The 16,938-nt window shown below is 71.6% G+C and carries 14 protein-coding genes and 1 pseudogene; 5 read left to right on the top strand and 10 right to left on the bottom strand.

The features are described from left to right. The 5 genes from ACWCRB_RS43870 to ACWCRB_RS43850 form a co-directional block, all read right to left on the bottom strand. Positions 1–2,012 (bottom strand): ATP-binding protein (locus ACWCRB_RS43870; protein ID WP_451001418.1); only part of this gene is annotated, 2,012 nt, incomplete at its 3' end. Between the two features lie 93 nt (positions 2,013–2,105). Further along, positions 2,106–2,960, bottom strand: a complete 855-nt coding sequence (locus ACWCRB_RS43865; protein ID WP_451001417.1) for a carbohydrate ABC transporter permease — start codon at positions 2,958–2,960, stop codon at positions 2,106–2,108. A 2-nt stretch (positions 2,961–2,962) separates the two neighbouring features. Next, positions 2,963–3,979 (bottom strand): carbohydrate ABC transporter permease, encoded by a 1,017-nt coding sequence (locus ACWCRB_RS43860; protein ID WP_451001416.1) that lies wholly within the window; start codon positions 3,977–3,979, stop codon positions 2,963–2,965. Positions 3,980–4,043: 64 nt separating this feature from the next. Beyond that, on the bottom strand, positions 4,044–5,387 hold the full coding sequence (locus ACWCRB_RS43855; RefSeq protein ID WP_451001415.1) for an ABC transporter substrate-binding protein: 1,344 nt from the start codon (positions 5,385–5,387) through the stop codon (positions 4,044–4,046). A gap of 86 nt (positions 5,388–5,473) precedes the next feature. Next, positions 5,474–6,493, bottom strand: coding sequence for a LacI family DNA-binding transcriptional regulator (locus tag ACWCRB_RS43850; protein ID WP_451001414.1), 1,020 nt, complete (start codon positions 6,491–6,493; stop codon positions 5,474–5,476). A gap of 180 nt (positions 6,494–6,673) precedes the next feature. Here ACWCRB_RS43850 and ACWCRB_RS43845 point away from each other — a divergent pair, with 180 nt between their 5' ends. Together ACWCRB_RS43845 and ACWCRB_RS43840 are read left to right on the top strand one after the other, a co-directional pair. Beyond that, positions 6,674–8,014 carry a mucin-1 gene (locus tag ACWCRB_RS43845; protein ID WP_451001413.1) on the top strand — a complete coding sequence of 447 codons (1,341 nt, stop codon included), beginning with the start codon at positions 6,674–6,676 and terminating at the stop codon, positions 8,012–8,014. Positions 8,015–8,027: 13 nt separating this feature from the next. After that, positions 8,028–8,167, top strand: a pseudogene (locus tag ACWCRB_RS43840) (glycoside hydrolase family 1 protein); the annotation flags it as partial. 66 nt (positions 8,168–8,233) lie between these two features. On the opposite strand, the gene ACWCRB_RS43835 reads toward ACWCRB_RS43840, so the two are convergent. The 5 genes from ACWCRB_RS43835 to ACWCRB_RS43815 are packed head-to-tail and all read right to left on the bottom strand — an operon-like array spanning position 8,234 to position 13,794. Further along, positions 8,234–9,349: an ABC transporter permease gene (locus ACWCRB_RS43835; RefSeq protein WP_451001412.1), complete on the bottom strand. Its 1,116-nt coding sequence runs from the start codon at positions 9,347–9,349 to the stop codon at positions 8,234–8,236. Between the two features lie 42 nt (positions 9,350–9,391). After that, complete coding sequence (locus ACWCRB_RS43830; protein WP_451001411.1) at positions 9,392–10,363, bottom strand: PDR/VanB family oxidoreductase; 972 nt, start codon at positions 10,361–10,363, stop codon at positions 9,392–9,394. Positions 10,364–10,382: 19 nt separating this feature from the next. Further along, entirely contained in the window at positions 10,383–11,573 is a 1,191-nt protein-coding gene (locus ACWCRB_RS43825; RefSeq protein WP_451001410.1) for an acetyl-CoA C-acyltransferase, read from the bottom strand. 34 nt (positions 11,574–11,607) lie between these two features. Further along, a complete protein-coding gene (locus ACWCRB_RS43820; protein WP_451001409.1) occupies positions 11,608–12,213 on the bottom strand; it encodes a histidine phosphatase family protein in 606 nt (201 codons plus the stop codon). A 42-nt stretch (positions 12,214–12,255) separates the two neighbouring features. Beyond that, complete coding sequence (locus ACWCRB_RS43815; RefSeq protein WP_451001408.1) at positions 12,256–13,794, bottom strand: AMP-binding protein; 1,539 nt, start codon at positions 13,792–13,794, stop codon at positions 12,256–12,258. Positions 13,795–13,987: 193 nt separating this feature from the next. On the opposite strand from ACWCRB_RS43815, the gene ACWCRB_RS43810 reads away from it, so the two are divergent. Genes ACWCRB_RS43810 through ACWCRB_RS43800 form a run of 3 tightly spaced genes read left to right on the top strand, consistent with a single transcriptional unit; the run spans position 13,988 to position 16,797 of the window. After that, positions 13,988–15,232 carry an acyl-CoA dehydrogenase family protein gene (locus ACWCRB_RS43810; protein WP_451001407.1) on the top strand — a complete coding sequence of 415 codons (1,245 nt, stop codon included), beginning with the start codon at positions 13,988–13,990 and terminating at the stop codon, positions 15,230–15,232. Between the two features lie 29 nt (positions 15,233–15,261). Further along, entirely contained in the window at positions 15,262–16,026 is a 765-nt protein-coding gene (locus ACWCRB_RS43805; RefSeq protein ID WP_451001406.1) for an SDR family NAD(P)-dependent oxidoreductase, read from the top strand. Positions 16,027–16,029: 3 nt separating this feature from the next. After that, entirely contained in the window at positions 16,030–16,797 is a 768-nt protein-coding gene (locus ACWCRB_RS43800; RefSeq protein ID WP_451001405.1) for a ThuA domain-containing protein, read from the top strand. Positions 16,798–16,938: the final 141 nt, after the last annotated feature.

The following is a 16,938-nucleotide window of genomic DNA, read 5'->3' as shown; positions in this document are numbered from 1 at the left end:
GGCCGCTCGTGCGCGCCGCCCTCGGCGAGCGCCGCCTCGTACGCCGCCGTGCCCAGCGCCCGTACGACCGACCGCTCGCACCGGTCGTGCCGCTCGGCGAGATGAGGGCCGAAGGCCGCGATCGTGGTGCCGATGTGCTGCCACAGGGACCGGACGGAGCCCAGCAGCCGCGCGGCCCGCGCGTGATCGCCCTGGGACGCGGTGATCCAGGCCAGCAGCTCCATCATCAGCGCGGTGCCGACGTAGTCGTTGAAGCCCTGCTGGATGTCGAGCCCGGCCCGGGTGAGCGCCGTACCGGAGTCCGCGTCGCCGTGCACCCAGGCGTCGTGGCCCAGGGCCCACAGCGCGTACGACCTGCTCCACCGTTCGCCGTGTTCCTCGGCGGTGGTCACGGCCAGGCGACCGGTCCGCTCGGCGCGCGGGTCGGCGGTGTGGGCCTGGGCCACGGCGAGCTGGAAGAGGGAGATCAGGGCGCCAGGACCGTCGCCCACCGCGTTGTGGGCGGCCACCGCCCGCTCGTACCAGGACGCGGCCTCCTCCAGGTGCCCCCGGAACAGTGCCGACGTTCCCCGGAAGCCCTGGACGTACGCGGACACCACGGGGTCGTCGAGCCGTCGGCCCAGCTCCTCGGCCTCCGCCAGTGCCCGGTCCGCCGCCGGATGGTCGCCCTGGAGCAGCGCGGCCCAGGCGGCCACCCACAGGGCCTTGGCCCGGGCGGGAGTGGGCTCCGGGGCCGCTGCCAAGGCCCGCTCCAGCCACCGTCGGCCCTCGCCGAGGAAGCCGTCGGCGCACCAGTGGAAGCGCAGCGCGGCGACCAGCGCCAGCGCGGACCGGGGGTCGCTGTGCTCCAGCGCGATGCGCAGGTTCCCGTGCTCGGCGCGCAACCGGGCCAAGCCTTCCTCCTGGCCGGGGCCGTACCAGCCGTCCGCGATCCGCTCGGCGAGGCCGCGGTGGAAGTCGCGGTGCAGCACGCGGACGCGGTCCCCCTCACCGGACTCGGCGAGCTTCTCCGCGCCGTACTGGCGGATCGTCTCCAGCAGCCAGTAGCGCGGCTGGCCCTCGCGTTCGGTGATGAGGACGACGGACTGGGCGACCAGACGATCGAGGAGGTCGAGGACGTCTGCGCGGGAGATCCCCTCCACCCTGGCATCCGCGCAGACACCCTCGGCCGCGTCCAGGCCGAAGCCGCCGGCGAACACCGACAGCCGGTTCCACAGCAGCCGCTCGGCGGGGGTGCACAGCTCGTAGCTCCAGTCGACGAGTGCGCGCAGGGTGCGTTGCCGGGGGCGGGCGGCGCGGCTGCCGCCGGTGAGGAGGGCGAAGCGGTCCTCCAGGCGGTCCGTCACCTGGTCGACGGTGAGCGTACGCAGCCGGGCGGCGGCCAGCTCGATCGCCAGCGGCAGACCGTCGAGGCGGGTGCACAGGCGCGTCACGGCGGCCCGGTTGCTGTCCGTGACGTCGAACTCCGGACGGTGGGCTGCGGCCCGATCGCGCAGCAGTTCGACGGCCTCGTCGGGTACCGACAACGGGGCGACGGTGAAGACGTGCTCCCCGGCGAGGCCCAGGGTCTGCCTGCTGGTCGCCAGGACACGCAGGCCGGGGGCGGCCGACAACAGCGCGTCCGCCAGTGCCGCGCAGGCGTCGACCAGGTGCTCGCAGTTGTCCAGCACGATCAGGCACTGGCGCTCGGCCAGATACGCCGCGAGCTGTTCGACGGCGGGCCTGGCCGACAGATCGGGCATGCCGAGAGCGGTGGCGGTCACCTCGGCCACGGTCGCCGGGTCCTGCACCGGGGCCAGATCCACCAGCCACACCCCGTCGGCGAAGCCCTTGCGCGCCGTGGTCGCGACCTCCAGCGCCAGCCGCGTCTTGCCCACCCCGCCGACACCGGTCAGCGTCAGCAGGCGGACGTCGGCGAGGCGGCGGCGGATCTCCGCGATGTCCCGCCGCCGACCGACGAACGTCGTGTAGGCCGCCGGCAGGTTCCCCGCTCGGGCGGGTGAGGTGGTCACGCGTCAACGCTAAGGAAACCTGTCGGTCGAGAGCAAGCTCTTGGGGCCGCAGTCGCCACGTGGCGAGGAGCCGGCCGTCACTTCTGCCCTTGCTCAGCCCTTGACGGCGGAGCTGGCGACGCCCTGTACGAACCAGCGCTGGAAGAAGGCGAAGACGATCAGGACGGGCAGGACGAGGAGGACGCCGAAGGCGAGGATCTGCCCCCAGTCCGGGGGCTGTTGGCCCTGGAAGACGCTCATTTCGAGGGGGAGCGGGCGGACCGAGGGGTCGGAGACCATCAGCACCGGCCAGAGGAAGGAGCCCCACTGGGTGAGGAAGGTCAGGATCGCCACGGAGGCGAAGGCCGGCTTCGACATCGGGACGATGATCGCGAAGAAGGTGCGCCAGGGGCCCGCGCCGTCGAGGCGGGCGGCTTCCTCGATGCTCGGCGGGATCGAGCGGAAGAAGGTGTGGAACTGGTAGACGGAGAAGGCGTTGGCGAGGAAGGGGATCGCCTGGATGAAGAGGGTGTTGCGCTGGTCGTTGTACATGTAGAAGAGCGGGACCGCGACCGACTCGAACGGGACCAGCATCAGCAGCAGGACGAGGGTGAAGACGGCGTTGCGGCCACGCCACTTCAGCCGCGAAAGGCCGTACGCCGCCATCGAGTTGACGAACAGACCGCCCGTCACCACCACGAACGCCAGCAGCAACGAGACACCCATGAAGCGCCAGAAGTAGCCGGTGCTGTCGGAGTTGAGGCTGTCGAGGACCGCTGTGTAGTTGTCGAAGGACAGGTGGGTGGGGAGGAAGCCGGACAGCCCGCCCAGGACTTCGTCGGAGGGCTTGAGGCTGCCCATGAACAGATACAGGACGGGCAGTACGAAGACGAACGCCAGGACCGACAGGACGGCGTAGTCGAGGAGGCGGCGCAGGGGCGTGCGGGTGAGGCCCGTGTGGGTGCTCATGGTCAGTCCTCGTTGTCGGGCCGGACGACGCGGCGCTGGACGATGGTCAGGGCGACGACGATCAGGAAGAAGACGACGGTGATCGCGGCTGCCTGGCCGACGTTGTTCTGGTCGAAGGCGGTGGTGACGGCCTGGTACATCACGGTCCGGGTGGCGTCCTCGTTGAGGCCGCCGCCCTTGACGAGGACGTACACCTGGTCGAAGACCCGGAACGACAGCACCGAGGTGAGCATCACGACGAAGACGAGGGTGCCGCGGATGCCGGGCAGGGTGACATGGCGGAACTGCTGCCAGCGGCTCGCGCGGTCGAGTTCGGCGGCCTCGTAGAGCTCGCCCGGGATCTGCTGGAGACCGGCGAGCAGGATGACCATCTGGAAGCCGACGCCCTGCCAGATGGACAGCACGATGATCGAGGCCATCGCGGTGGCGGAGTCGCCGAGCCAGTCGAAGGCGCCCCAGTTGCCGAAACTCACCGCGTCCAGCGCGGAGTTGAGCATGCCCTGGTCGCTGCGGGCGAGGATGAGGCGCCAGATCACGGCGACCAGCGCCATGGGGAAGACGACCGGCATGAAGAAGAGGGACCGGAACAGACCGATCGCCTTGAGCTTGCGGTTGAGGAGGATCGCCAGCCCGAGCGCCAGGCCCGTCTGGACGGGTACGACGACCACGGCGAAGGTCAGGTTGTTGAGCAGGGCCCGCAGGAAGGGGCCGGACATGTCGGGGTCGGTGAACAGCCGCCGGTACTGCTCCAGGCCGAAGAAGGTGGGCGGCAGCGGGGAGCCCAGGCGGACGTTGTAGAAGGAGAGGACGACGGCGTAGCAGAACGGGACGCCGACGAAGGCGATGAGTCCGGCGACGGCGGGCGTGGACATGAGCAGTCCGTGCAACCAGTCGCGGTTCTTGCGCACAGGGCGTACGGGGCGCGCCGGACGCACCGGGCGCACGGGGTGGGCGGCGGTCACGGGTGGGGCCTTCTCCCGGGCGGGGGGCGCGGCGGGCGCCGGGTCGACGGATGTCACGGACGGTTCCTGTTCCCGGCGGGGGCGGGCATGGCACAAGCGGGCCCGCCCCCGGCCGATGGTCCTACGGGATCTGGTAGCCGGCGTTGTCGGAGAAGTCCTGGTCGATGGCGCGGGCGGCCTTCTCCAGGGCGCTCTTCGGGTCGGTGCCGCCGTAGACCGAGTTGAGGGCCTCGCCGAACTTGGCGGTGACGGTGGGGTACCCGGCGGTCACCGGGCGGGTGACGGCGACGCAGGACTTGATGATGTCGCTGTCGCCGCAGGGCTTGGCGAGCTGGTCGGCGAAGAGCTGGAGCGGGCCGCCCTGCTTGTAGAGCTCACTCGCGGCGAGTGCCGTCCTGGTGGCGGGCGGGGCGCCGTTGGCCTTCGTCATCGCGGCGACGTTGGTGTCGTTGAGCAGGTAGTCCATGAAGGTGCCGGCGGCCTTGGCGTTCTTGCTGTCGGCGCCGATGCCCCAGGCCCACGAGCCCTGGCCGGTCTTGGGGCCGTTGCCGAAGTCGGGCAGCGGCAGCACGACGAGGTCGTCGCCGAGGGCCTCGCTGTAGGTGGGGTACATCCAGTGGCCGACCCAGCTCAGGGCGACCCGGCCCTTGGCGAAGGCGTTGCCGTCGGTGTTGGGGTCGACGTACGTCTTCCAGGACTGGAAGGTCTTCAGTGCCGACACGACCTTCGGCGAGTCGAGGACGCCTTCCGCCTTGCCGTCCTTGAGCAGTGAGCCGCCGGCCGACCAGACGATCGGGGCGAAGCCGTAGGTGCCCCACTCGGTGGCGAAGCCGTTGTTCTCCTGGACGTCGAGGGTCTTGCCGTCGGAGTCCTTGGCCTTCAGCGCCTTGAGCGCGGCTGTGAACTCGTCCGCGGTCCAGGCGTCGTCCACGCTCGTCGGGTACTTCACCCCGGCCGCGTCCAGCAGCTTCTTGTTGCCGTAGATCCCGAGCCCCGAGTCGTACATGCCCAGGCCGTAGTGCTTGCCGCCGATGTCCCCCTGGGACTTGTTCGCGTCGGTGGCGTTGGCCAGGGTCTTGGCGGAGACGTAGTCGTCGATGGGCGCGAGCTTCTTGTTGTAGACGAAGTTCGCCATGGTCGGGCCGTCGAACTCCAGCACGTCCGGCAGCTCGGAGGCGTCGGTGGCGGTGACGGTCTTGGTGTAGTCGTTGCCGGGAATCAGTTTCAGCTCGACCTTGATGGCGCTCTGCGAGGAGTTGAAGGACTTCGCCGCGGCCTGCACGGCGGCGTCCTCGCTCTTCTGACCCTGGTGGGCCCAGACGCTGATGGTGCCCTTGCCGCTGCCGGCATCGGCGGAGGTGTCGGTGGTGCCGCCTCCGCCGCAGGCGGCCAGCGCCACGAGGGGCAGGGCGAGCGCCAGGCCCGTACAGGCGGTGCGGCGGTACTTTCTGCTGGTCGAGCTCATGGTGTGTGCCTCCGTGCTGTGGCGAGGGTTCGTGGTGCGGGGGTGCTTCCGGAGCGTGGGGGTGTGGCTCGAAGAAGGGCCGGTTGTCACTGAGGTCCACGAGGCCGGGGCGGGGCGGTGGTCTCGCGCAGGACGAGGCGGGTGGGCATCTGGACGTGCCCCGGGGATTCGGCGTCGGGCTCGTCGAGCAGGCGCAGCAGCAGCCGGGCGGCCTCCGCGCCCTGCTTGGCGACCGGCTGGGCGACGGTGGTGAGGCCGACGACGTCGGAGAGTTCGTGGTCGTCGAAGCCGACGACGGACACGTCGTCCGGTGCCTTGAGCCGGTGGCGGCGCAGGGCGCGCAGGGCGCCCATCGCCATCTCGTCGGACTGCGCGTACACGGCCGTCGGCGGCCGGGAGACGGCCAGCAGTTCGGTCATCGCCCGCTCGCCGCCGTCGACGGTGTGGTCGCCGTCCGCCTCCAGGGCCGGGTCGTGCTCTATCCCGGCGTCGGCCAGGACGTCCAGGTAGGCGTTGCGGCGCTCGATGGGGGTGGTCCAGTGCAGCGGCCCGCTGGACCCCGAGATCATGCCGATCCGGCGGTGACCGAGGTTCACCAGGTGTCGTACGGCGCTCTCGGTGCCCGCTCGGTCGTCGATGCCGACGACGGTGAAGCCGGGCCGGGCGCCGCCGACCGTGCTGGCCAGCGGCACCCCGAGCGAGCGCAGCGCGGCGGACTCGTCCTCGTCGGGGATGAGCAGCGACAGCACGGCGTCGACCCGCTTGCGGACCGGCATCTTGGTGAAGAAACGCTTGCGTGTCTCGGGCGAGCCCAGGTTGTACAGCAGTACGTCGTACCCGGCGGCGCTGAACACGTGCTCGGCGGCGTCCAGCACGGTGCCGAAGAACCAGCGGCCCACGTACGGGACCACGACGCCGATCGTGAAGGTGCGCCCGCTCGCCAGACTGGACGCCGAGCGGGACGCCGTATAGCCGAGTTGTGCGGCGACGGCCGTGATCTGGGCGCGCACCTCGTCGGAGACGCCCGGCTGTCCGCGCAGGGCGCGGGACACGGTGGACGCCGAGACTCCGGCGGCGCGGGCGACATCGGTGATGCTGACGGTCACAGCGCATTTCTCCCGTCGGTTTCACATCGGTGTGATCTGGGGGTGACGAGACCGTAAACCGGGCCTCGTTGTTGCGCAAGCGTTTGCGTTCAGTTTTACTTGGGCCGATTCTCAAGCGAGACCTTCGAGGTCAATGGTCAGCGCACGCGTTTGGGCGCTGCGAGCCGACAGGAACTGTGCATGCGATACGCCCCGCCCGGCCTCTGCGTGAACGACTTCGCCCTGCTCCGCGACGACGACGGCACCTACGCGGTGCTGCACCTCCAGGGCCCGTGGACGGCCGAGTTCGACCACCTGCGGATGGAGACCTCCTACGGCCGGGCCACCTCCACCGACCTGGTCGCCTGGCGGCCCGAGGGCACCGCCTTCGGCAACGGCCTGCCCGGCCGCTTCGACCAGCAGGCGGTGTGGACCATGCACCCCGTCCCGTACGGCGACGGAATGGCGATGTTCTACACGGGCGTGAGCGGACTGACGGAAGGCGGCTGGCCGCTCCAGTCGGTCGGCCTCGCGTACTCCGACCGCACCGACGGCACCGGCTGGCGCCGCCACGGCACCGGACCCGTCGTCGAGGCGGACGCCCGCTGGTACCGCACGGGCGAACGCATGGGCTGGCGCGACCCGTTCGTCGTACGCGACGACGAGGGAGACGGCTGGGTGATGGTCGTCTGCGCGGCCGACACGACCCAGCCGGTGGAGGCCAGCGGCTGTGTGGGGTGGGCGACTTCGGACGACCTGGAGCACTGGACGGTCCACCCGCCGCTCATCTCACCCGGTGACGTGGACGAGTTGGAGTGCCCGGTCCTCGAACGCCTCGACGACGGCAGCTGGTTGCTGATCGGTTCGATCGGCGCGACGCGCGGCTTCGAGGCATGGACCGCGCCGCGTCTGAGGGGGCCGTGGACCCGTCGTGGCCCGCTGGGCCCGACCGGCTCGTACGCCCCTCGAGTCATCGCCGCCCCCGACGGCTCCCGAGTCGTCCTGCACACCACGCCCCGCCGAGTCGACCTCACCGACTCCGGCGAACGCTGCCGCGGCATGCTGGCCCAGCCCAAGTCCCTTGTCGTACCGGCCGATTCACCGCCCCGCCTGGAGTGGTGGCCGGGCCTGGACCGCTGGCTGGGCGAGGAGACGAAGGAGCCGGCCCTGCACGCGGTCGGCGACCTCGACGTATCCGGCCGCGTCGAGATCACTCTGCGAACAGCGGCCGACGGCCCCGCCCTGCTGGTCGGCTGCGACGGCAAGAACCTCTGGATCACCGGCCCCGCCGACGCACCCCTGGGCGAGACGACCCTGACCGAGCCCGCCAGAACCCTGCGGATCCTCACCATCGGCGAGTACGTCGAGGTCTATGCCGACGGCGTCTTCGTCCTGACCACCCTGTGCTACTCGGGTCACCCCGTCCCCTGGACGGCGGTGACGGACGGACACACCCGCACGGTCCCCGTTCGCCCGGTGCGGCTGCCCGACCCCGACCGGGACGATGCCTCGGCTGTGTGGCCGGGTCCGGCGACGAACTGAAAGGTTCGGCCATGACATCGGCCTGCTCGCCGAACTGGGCTTCACGGACTACCGGTTGAGCATCGGGCCGGCCCGCATCGAACCCGTCCCGGCCGCTTCTCCACGGGGGAGATCGCCCACTACCGCTGCATGGTCGAGGGCGCCCTCGACCGCCGAGGTGCCGCCCGTACGCAGGGGTCGAAGTCCGAGGCGCGGACTCCCGTGCGGACGGGCCGTGGGTCAGGCGGTGGGGGAAGGCACCGGGATCGGTATGGCTTCCGCGGCGGTCGTCGCGTCGACATGCCGCCGTTCGTGCCACCAGGACGCCGCCCAGGCGAGTACCGCGCCGCCCACCGCGTAGGCGCCGAGCGCCCAGAGCGCCTGCGTGGTGGCGTGGCCCGAGAAGTACACGGTGTTGCGGACGAGAGTGGTGCCCGCTCCCGGCGGCAGGGCCTGCCCGATCGCACTCCAGAACGGCGGGAGCAGCGGTGCCGGATACACCCCGCCGGAGCTCGGGTTGCCCAGCACCACGAAGAGCAGGATGACCACGCCGGTGCCCAGGAGGCCCAGCAGGGTCTGCAGAGCGAGCGCGGTGGCCGCCGAGGCCAGGACGGCCAAGGCGCCGATGCAGCTCAGAGCCCAGAAGTGACCGCCGAGCGCGCCGAACACCGGTCCCACGATGACCGCCCCGGCGATCCCCGAAACGGCTGCGTACAGTACGAGGACGGCGAGGCGGATCAGGGTGCGGTGCCGGTTGGCGGGCCGGGAGCCCGCCGCCATGCCCATGATCGTCGCGGTGAGGTAGCCGCCGATCACCCAGCCCACCACGAGGTAGAAGGACGTCATGCCGCGTCCGTCCCCGGAGTTGGGGGAGCGGATGTCGGTGACGGTGATCTGCCGCTTCTGAGCCGCCTCGATCTTCTGGGCGATCTGGGTGGCGGTCTGCGACACCGACGGGCCGCCCGCCGAGGCGACCAGAAGGGTGTCCTTGGTGCCGGTCGCGTCGAAGAGGAAGGCGGCGTCCGACTTCCGGGTGAGGACCCACTGCCGGGCGGCCGCGGTGCTCGGTGCCGCCTCGGCGTGGACGGGGTCGCCGTCGAGGGCGTTGAGCTGGGCGACGATCTTCGCGGACACCTGCTGCGGAGCCGCGACCGCCACGGGGATCCGGTGGGGCGTGGGTGAGTGGAAGGCCCCGACATAGGAGATGACGAAGGCGAGCTGGACGAGCAGGCCGCCGAGCACGAGCCCGAAGGCCCGCAGCGTTACGGCGCCCTTGAACTCGGCTGCGAAACCAGGGGACTTGGCGACGCATTCGCCGGAGGATCCGCCCGAAGGCGGGGTGGAAGGCGCGTTCACGGATGCATGATCGCACAAGAGGGTGAACGTACCGTTCCGTTTTCACAGGTCGAGGACCAGGCGAGGCCCGCACGAGCGGGACACGCAGATGAGCATGGTGTCGCCGGCGGCCCGCTCGTCCTCCGTCAGCAGCGAGTCGCGGTGGTCGGGTCGGCCGTCGAGTACGTCGGTCTCGCAGGTGCCGCACGTGCCTTCCCTGCAGGAGAAGTCGATCTCGATTCCGGCCTTCTCCACGGTTTCGAGCACCGAGCGGTCCGCATGCACGGTGAGGGTGAGCCCGGAACGGGCGAGCTCCACCTCGAACGCCTCGGCCGGAGCGGTGGACCCGGACGTCCGGGCCGGGGCGAACCGCTCCACGCCCAGCGTGCCCTGGGGCCAGTTCGCGCACCGCTCCTGCACGGCTCGCAGCAGGGGTTCGGGACCGCAGGCGTGCACCAGGGTGTCCTCCTCGGGCACACCGAGGTGGGCGGCGAGGTCCAGCAGGCCGTACTCGTCCTGCGGACGGACCAGGACACGGTCCCCGTGCGGGGCGAGGCGGTCCAGGAACGCCATCGAGGTCCGGGTGCGGCCGCCGTACAGCAGACGCCAGTCCACCCCCGCGGCCTCGGCGGCCTCGACCATGGGAAGGATGGGCGTGATACCGACGCCCCCGGCGATGAACAGATGCCGTGCGGCGGGCCGCAGCGGGAAGTTGTTCCGCGGTCCGCGGACCCGCACGGTGGCGCCCTCGCACAGCCGGTCGTGGACGTACGCCGAGCCGCCACGGCCCTGCGGCTCGCGCAGCACGGCGATCTGCCAGGCCTCGCGCTCGGCTGGGTCTCCGCAGAGGGAGTACTGACGGACCAGATCGCCATCCACGCCCTCCATGAGTACGTCGATGTGGGCGCCCGGTGTCCAGGTGGGGAGCGCGCCGCCGTCGGGGCGGCGCAGGGTGAGGGAGACGACGTCGTCCGCGGCGAGGGTGCGGGCGGCCACCGTGAGGGTCGTCTGGGCCGGGGGCAACTTGTCGTTCATGGTGGTTCAGCTCCGGGGTTCAGGCCTGCGTCGGTACGTGCAGCAACAGCGCGTCGCCCTGGCCGCCGCCCCCGCACAGGGCCGCCGCGCCGTTGCCGCCTCCGCGCCTCCGCAGTTCGGCCGCGAGAGTCAGCACCAGCCGGGCCCCGGTCATGCCGACCGGGTGCCCGAGCGCGATCGCTCCGCCGTTGACGTTCACCCTGTCCAGGGGGATGTCCAGCTCCCGTACGGAAGCCAGGGCCACTCCCGCGAACGCCTCGTTGATCTCGAACAGGTCCAGGTCGGTGGCCTTCAGTCGGCCGTCCCGGGCCAGCGCGTCGCGGACCGCGCCGGCCGGCTGGACGAGCAGCGAGGGATCGGGGCCCGCGACCGTGCCGTAGGCGCCGATCTCGGCGAGCGGGGTCAGACCCTCGCGCCGGGCGCGCTCCGCGCTCATCACGACGACGGCCGCGGCGCCGTCGGAGAGCTGCGACGAGTTGCCCGCGGTGATGGTGCCCGCGCCCGAGAAGGCAGGGTTCAGGCGCCCCAGGCTCTCGGCGGTGCTCGTCGGCCGTACGCCCTCGTCGGTGTCGACCACCGTCTCGCCCCGGCGCCCGGCCACGGTGAGGGAGGCGATCTCCTCCGACAGCGCGCCCGACTCCTGTGCGTGGGCGGCCCGTTGGTGGGACAGCGCGCTGTACTCGTCCTGTTCCTCCCGGGTCAGCGCGAACGGCTGCTGGTAGCGCTCGGTGGCCGCGCCCATGGAGACCCCGTCGAAGGCGCAGACCAGAGCGTCGCGGTCGAGGGCGTCCTCGACCGCGGCCGAACCGTACTTCCAGCCGGTGCGTGATCCGCGCAGCAGGTGCGGGGCGCCCGACATGGACTCCATGCCTCCGGCGACGACCACCTCGTGACGGCCGGAGGCGATCATGAGGTCGGCCAGGGCGATGGCGTGCAGACCGGACAGGCAGAGCTTGTTGACGGTGCTCGCGGGCACGGAGAACGGAATACCGGCACGGATCGCGGCCTGCCGGGCCGAGTTGGGGCCGGCCCCGGCCTGCACGACATGCCCCATGACGACGGCCTCCACGGCCGCCGGGTCCAGGCGGACGGCGGCCAGGGCCGCGCCGATGGCGTGGGCGCCGAGGTCGACCGCGGACAGGGTGCTCAGGGAGCCCATCAGTTTGCCGATGGGCGTCCTGGCTCCGGCGACGATGACGGATCCGGGCATGACCGGAACCTCCTGGGTGGGTGCGGATCGGAAATCAGGCGACCGGCTCGACGGCACGTTCGGCGATCATGTGGGCCGTCTCGTTCACCGAGTGCAGAACGATCCGCCCGCCGGGCATGCGCCGCACCCGGCTGACGGACGTGTAGCCGGGGTGGAACCAGAACATCGTGGGCAGGCCGAGCACCGTCGCCAGATACGTGTTGGTGATGCCGCCGTGGCACACGGCCGCGACCCGCCCGCCGGGATGGGCGTCGAGGATGGTGTCCATGGCCCGCACGGCTCGCGCACGAAAGGCGTCCCAGTCCAGGTCGGGCACGAAGTCCTCGTAGCGTCCTTCGCTGAGTGCCACCGCACGGGGGTCGTGCGCGCCGATCTGCTCCGGTGGTGTGTAGGGCTGGGACACGTCCGTGTCCCACTCGCGCAGGTCGTCGAGGACGGTGGCGGTCATGCCGGTGAGGCGTTCCAGGGGTGCGGCGGTCTCCCGGGCTCGTCGGAACGGGCTGACGTACAGGGCGTCGAGGCCCTCGTGCCCGAGCCAGGCGGCGAGGCGTTCGGCCTGAGCAGTGCCTTCCGGCGACAGGCCCGGGTCGAACACGCCGCCCATGGGGAGGCCGTGCCGGATGAGGAGGAGTTCGGTCATGGACGATCCTTCGTACACAAGGGAGAGGGCGGGAGGGGAGGCTCAGCCGGCGATGGTCCGTTCCGAACTCCAGTACGGGCGGCGCATCGCGCGTTTGTCGAGCTTGCCCATCGCGTTGCGCAGGAGCTCGGGAACGAACTCGTACGACTTCGGGCACTTGTAGGCGGCGAGGCGCTCGCGGCAGAACCGGTCCAGCTCGTCGGCCGGCGGCTCGTCCCCCGCGACCACGACCAGCGCCCGCAGCGCCTCGCCGAAGTCCGGGTCGGGCACGCCGATCACCGCGAGTTCGACGACCGCCGGGTGCTGCCGCAGAACCGCCTCGCTCTCGGCCGGGTACAGGTTCACGCCGCCGGAGACGACGACGTCCGCGGCCCGGTCGGTGATGAAGATGTAGCCGTCCGAGTCGACGAAGCCGATGTCGCCCAGCGTGAAGACGCCGGGGGAGAGATAGGCGGCCTTGGTCTTGTCCGGGTCCGCGTGGTAGCGGACGCCCTGGTCGTCGGGCGCCCGGAAAGCCAGCAACCCGCGTTCCCCGGACGGCAGTTGCTCGCCGTCGTCGTCCGTGACCAGCACCTCGAACGGGGGCCGCACCCGCCCGACCGAGCCAGGGTGGGCCAGCCACTCGTCGCTGCTGATGCGCGCCACGGTGCCCGCCTCGCTGGCGCCGTACGACTCGCTCAGCACCGGCCCGAACCAGTCGATCATGCCTCGCTTCACGTCGGGCGGACACGCGGAGCCGGTGTGGGAGACCTGCCGCAGGCTGGAGACGTCGTACCGGGCGCGGACCTCGTCCGGGAGGGCGAGCAGCCGTTGGAAGTGGGTGGGCACCATCACCGTCGAGGAGACCCGCCACTGCTGCACCCGGCTGAGGAACGTCTCGGCGTCGTACCGGCCGAGGACGACCACCGGCTGACCGGCCGCCAGGTGTCGCAGTGAGGTCAGCGGGGCGTTGTGCTGCAGGGGGCCGCACACCAGGTGCGGTCCCGGCGGGAATCCGGGCCGGGCGGACATCGCGGCGAGGTAGGCGGAGCTGTCGGCGACCGGGCCGCTCACCCAGCGCACCTCGGTGCCGCGCGCCCGTCCGGTGGTGCCCGAGGTGTAGACGAGCGGAGGCCGGGCGGGCCGGTCCGGCGGGAGGGTGTGCCCGGCGGGCGCGGAGGCCAGCCACAGGTCCCAGTCGAAGGCGTGCCCGGTCTCCGGGGTTCCGTGTGTCACGACCGGCAGACCCAGTTCCCGGGCAGCGTCGAGGGCGGCACCCGTGCCCACGGGTCCGGCGATGATCCCGGTCACGCCCGCGTCGATGATCTGGTCGACGAGCTCGCCCGAGGTGAGGTTCCGGGACGCGGCCACGGTCCCCACTCCGGCGCGCAGGCCCGCCAGATGGGCCACCAGCGTCGGGATCGCGTTGTCACCGAGGACGGCGATCCGGTCGTCGGGGCCGGGCGCGAACTCCAGCAGCCTGGCCGCCGCCCGCGCCACCTGGTCGGCGAGGGCGGACCAGGACAGCACGCCCAGGTCGTCCGCCAGGGCGGGCTCGTCGGGTGTCTCCTGGGCGCGACGGTCGAGTGGCAGCAGCGACATGGCTCCTCCGGCGGCTCCGCGGGCCTCTCCCGATTCGAGGGGAGAGGGGATGCGGAGACTGTAGCGTTTATCAAGAAAGTACGGAACACTCTGGCCCCAGACGGAGGTATTCCCGCATGTTTCAGCGGGATGGGAGCATGCGCCCACTTCCTGTTACTGAATCTGTCGTCTGGTAAGTGACCGAGGAGGAGCCATGTCCCAGCCCGATCCGGACGTATGGCGCACACAGGTCCGGCAGTGGCTGGCCACCGTGCTCGAACCGGCACGGGCGCCGGAGTCCACCGGAGAGGCCGCCGACCTCGCCGTGTTCCACAACCTCCCGGAGGACGAGGAACGCCTGCTGCTGGAGCGCTGCCGCACCTACCAGCGTGCCCGCTTCGACGCCGGCTACCAGGCGCTGACCCTCCCCGCGGACAAGGGCGGCGCGGGTCTGACCGCCGCCCACGTGGCCGTCTTCGCCCAGGAGGAGTCGGCCTTCGAGGTGCCGCCGTCCACCGAGCTGATCAGCGTCACCGTGCGGCTGGTCGCGATGGCCGTCTCCCTCTTCGGGACGGACGAGCAACTCCGCGACCACGCCCGCGCGTTCCTGCGCACGGACCTGCTCGCCTGCCAGCTCTTCAGCGAACCCGGTGCCGGATCCGACCTCGCGGCCGTACGCACCCGCGCCCGCCAGGACCAGGACGGCGACGACTGGGTGATCGACGGTCAGAAGGTGTGGACCTCGGGCGCCCAGTTCGCCGACTACGGCCTGCTGCTCGCCCGTACCGACCCGGACGTCGTCAAACAGGCCGGCATCACCGCCTTCCTGGTCCCGATGGACGCTCCCGGAGTGGAGGTCCGCCCCATCCGGCAGATGAGCGGCGGCGCCTCCTTCAACGAGGTCTTCCTCAGTGGCGTACGTGTCCCGGACCGGCTCCGGATCGGGCGCCCGGGCCAGGGCTGGGAGGTCGCCACCACCACACTCGCCTTCGAACGGACCGCCTCCGGCAGCGGCAATCGCCGCAAGGGCGGCACCTTCACGGACGTGCTCGCGCTCGCCCGCTCCCTCGGCCGCACCTCGGACCCACTGGTCCGCCAGCGCCTCGCCGACCTGTACGTACGTGCCGCCCTGCGCGCGGCCACCGTCGACCGCGTCGCCAGGACGAGCGCCGCCGGCGGCCGACCGGGTCCGGAGGCGTCGTTGACCAAGCTCATGGCCTCCGACCTGCTCACCCGCACGGGACAGGTCGCCGCCGAGCTGATGGGAGCGCGGATCAGCGCCGACACCGGGGAACCAGGGACCTTCGCCTGGACCCAGCATCTGCTCGGCGCCCCCGGTTACCGGCTGGCCGGAGGCACCGACCAGATCCAGCGCAACCTGATCGGCGAACGGGTGCTGAAGCTGCCGCCGGAGCCGCGGGTGGACCGGGCGCCGTTCTCACAACTCCCCGGCAACTAAGAGGCCTTACTCACAAAGGAGTGACATCGATGGATCTGGGACTGACAGGCGCGAAGGCGCTGGTGACCGGCGCGAGCCGGGGCATCGGCCGGGCGATCGCCGGAACACTGGCGGCCGAGGGCTGCGCACTGGCCCTGTGTGCCCGGGGCGAGGAAGGGCTGGCCAAGGCCGCCGCCGAACTGCGCGGTGAGGGGGCGACGGTGTTCGCGGAACCGGTGGACGTCACCGACCCGGCCGCCCTCGCAGGCTTCGTGGAGCGGGCCGCCGCTGAACTCGGCGGCCTGGACCTGCTGGTGTCCAATGTGTCGGCGGGCAATGTGAAGGGCCCCGAGTCCTGGGAAGCCAGCCTGCGCGGCGACCTGATCCCGTTCGCGGGACTCGTCGAGGCGGCTCTCCCTCACCTGGAGGCATCCGAGCGGGCCGCCGTCGTGGCCATCGGCACCACCAACGCCTCCGACACCGCGCGCCCGGCCGGCGCCAACTCGTACTCAGCGCTCAAGGCGGCCGTCGTCCAGCACGCCTCGGCCCTCGCGCACTCCCTCGCACCGAAGGGCATTCGCGTCAACACCGTCTCGCCCGGCCCGATCGACTTCCCCGGCGGCGCCTGGGAGACCATCCGCACCAGCCGCCCCGAGGTGTACGAGGAGGTGCTCGCCAAGCTGCCGATCGGCCGCTACGGCACCGCGGAGGACGTCGCCGCTGCGGTGGCGTTCCTGCTCGGACGCACCGGCTCCTTCTGCGTCGGGGTCAACCTCGTGGTGGACGGCGGGCTGCTCACCCGCGTCCAGTACTGAGCCGTGGCGGGCCCGGCCGGCCGCCTGGACGCCGTACTCGTCTGCGGCGGGCGCTGGCACGACTTCGACCATGCGCGGCTGCGGCTGCTGGAGCTGCTCGGTGAGCATCCGCAGGTGCGCACCACGGTGTACCAGGACTACGACTGCGTGGCCGCCCTCGACCGGGCCGACCTGCTGGTCACCTACACCTGTGACGTCCGGCCCCGCCCGGCGCAGCGGGCCGCACTGGCCCGGTTCGTCGAGCGTGGCGGGCGGTGGCTCGCCCTGCACGGCACCAACTCGGTGATCGAGCCGTCGGTGAGTGACGGGGCGCGGGTGTTCACGACTCCGCGGCTTCTCGGGGAAGTGGCGGAGGTGCTCGGCAGTCAGTTCCTGGCGCACCCGCCGATCGAGCCGTACGAGGTGAGGGTGACCCGGCCCGAGCATCCGCTGGTCGCCGGGATCGAACCGTTCACGGTCACCGACGAGCTGTACGTGTGCGAGCTGCACGGGGAGCTGGAGGTGCTGCTGCACGCCGAGTACACGGGGCCGTGCCGCGGCTTCGCCGAGGGCGACACGGCTGCCCTCGACAGCGCGCCCCGACCGGTGCTGTATCTCCGGCGGCACGGCCTCGGCGAGGTCTGCTACTTCACCCTCGGGCACTGCCGGGGGCGCTACGACGTGCAGGACCTCGGAGTTGACGACACCGGGCGCGTGGACGTGGGCCCCTGGCAGACACCGGAGTTCCTGACGGTGCTGCGGCGGTGCGTGGAGTGGGCGGTGGGCGGTTGAGCGCGACGGGGATGGCGGTCGGAGGATTTCGCCCCCGCCGCCCCTACCCGTCCCATCCCTGGGGGCTGCGCCCCCAGACCCCCGCTGTCGGCCTGGACGGCCTCGGGCGGTATATCCGGAGCGGGGGTGGGTGGGGGGGTG

The organism is Streptomyces sp. NPDC002156, assembly GCF_053593675.1.
Note: the sequence above shows the minus strand (reverse complement) of the source record. Positions and strands in the feature narration are given on the sequence as shown.

Bases quoted from the DNA above. Each gene is read 5' to 3' on its own strand.
- ACWCRB_RS43865 (WP_451001417.1), bottom strand. From the start codon at position 2,960: ATGAGCACCCACACGGGCCTCACCCGCACGCCCCTGCGCCGCCTCCTC.
- ACWCRB_RS43855 (WP_451001415.1), bottom strand. From the start codon at position 5,387: ATGAGCTCGACCAGCAGAAAGTACCGCCGCACCGCCTGTACGGGCCTG.
- ACWCRB_RS43845 (WP_451001413.1), top strand. From the start codon at position 6,674: ATGCGATACGCCCCGCCCGGCCTCTGCGTGAACGACTTCGCCCTGCTC.
- ACWCRB_RS43830 (WP_451001411.1), bottom strand. From the start codon at position 10,363: ATGAACGACAAGTTGCCCCCGGCCCAGACGACCCTCACGGTGGCCGCC.
- ACWCRB_RS43825 (WP_451001410.1), bottom strand. From the start codon at position 11,573: ATGCCCGGATCCGTCATCGTCGCCGGAGCCAGGACGCCCATCGGCAAA.
- ACWCRB_RS43820 (WP_451001409.1), bottom strand. From the start codon at position 12,213: ATGACCGAACTCCTCCTCATCCGGCACGGCCTCCCCATGGGCGGCGTG.
- ACWCRB_RS43815 (WP_451001408.1), bottom strand. From the start codon at position 13,794: ATGTCGCTGCTGCCACTCGACCGTCGCGCCCAGGAGACACCCGACGAG.
- ACWCRB_RS43810 (WP_451001407.1), top strand. From the start codon at position 13,988: ATGTCCCAGCCCGATCCGGACGTATGGCGCACACAGGTCCGGCAGTGG.
- ACWCRB_RS43805 (WP_451001406.1), top strand. From the start codon at position 15,262: ATGGATCTGGGACTGACAGGCGCGAAGGCGCTGGTGACCGGCGCGAGC.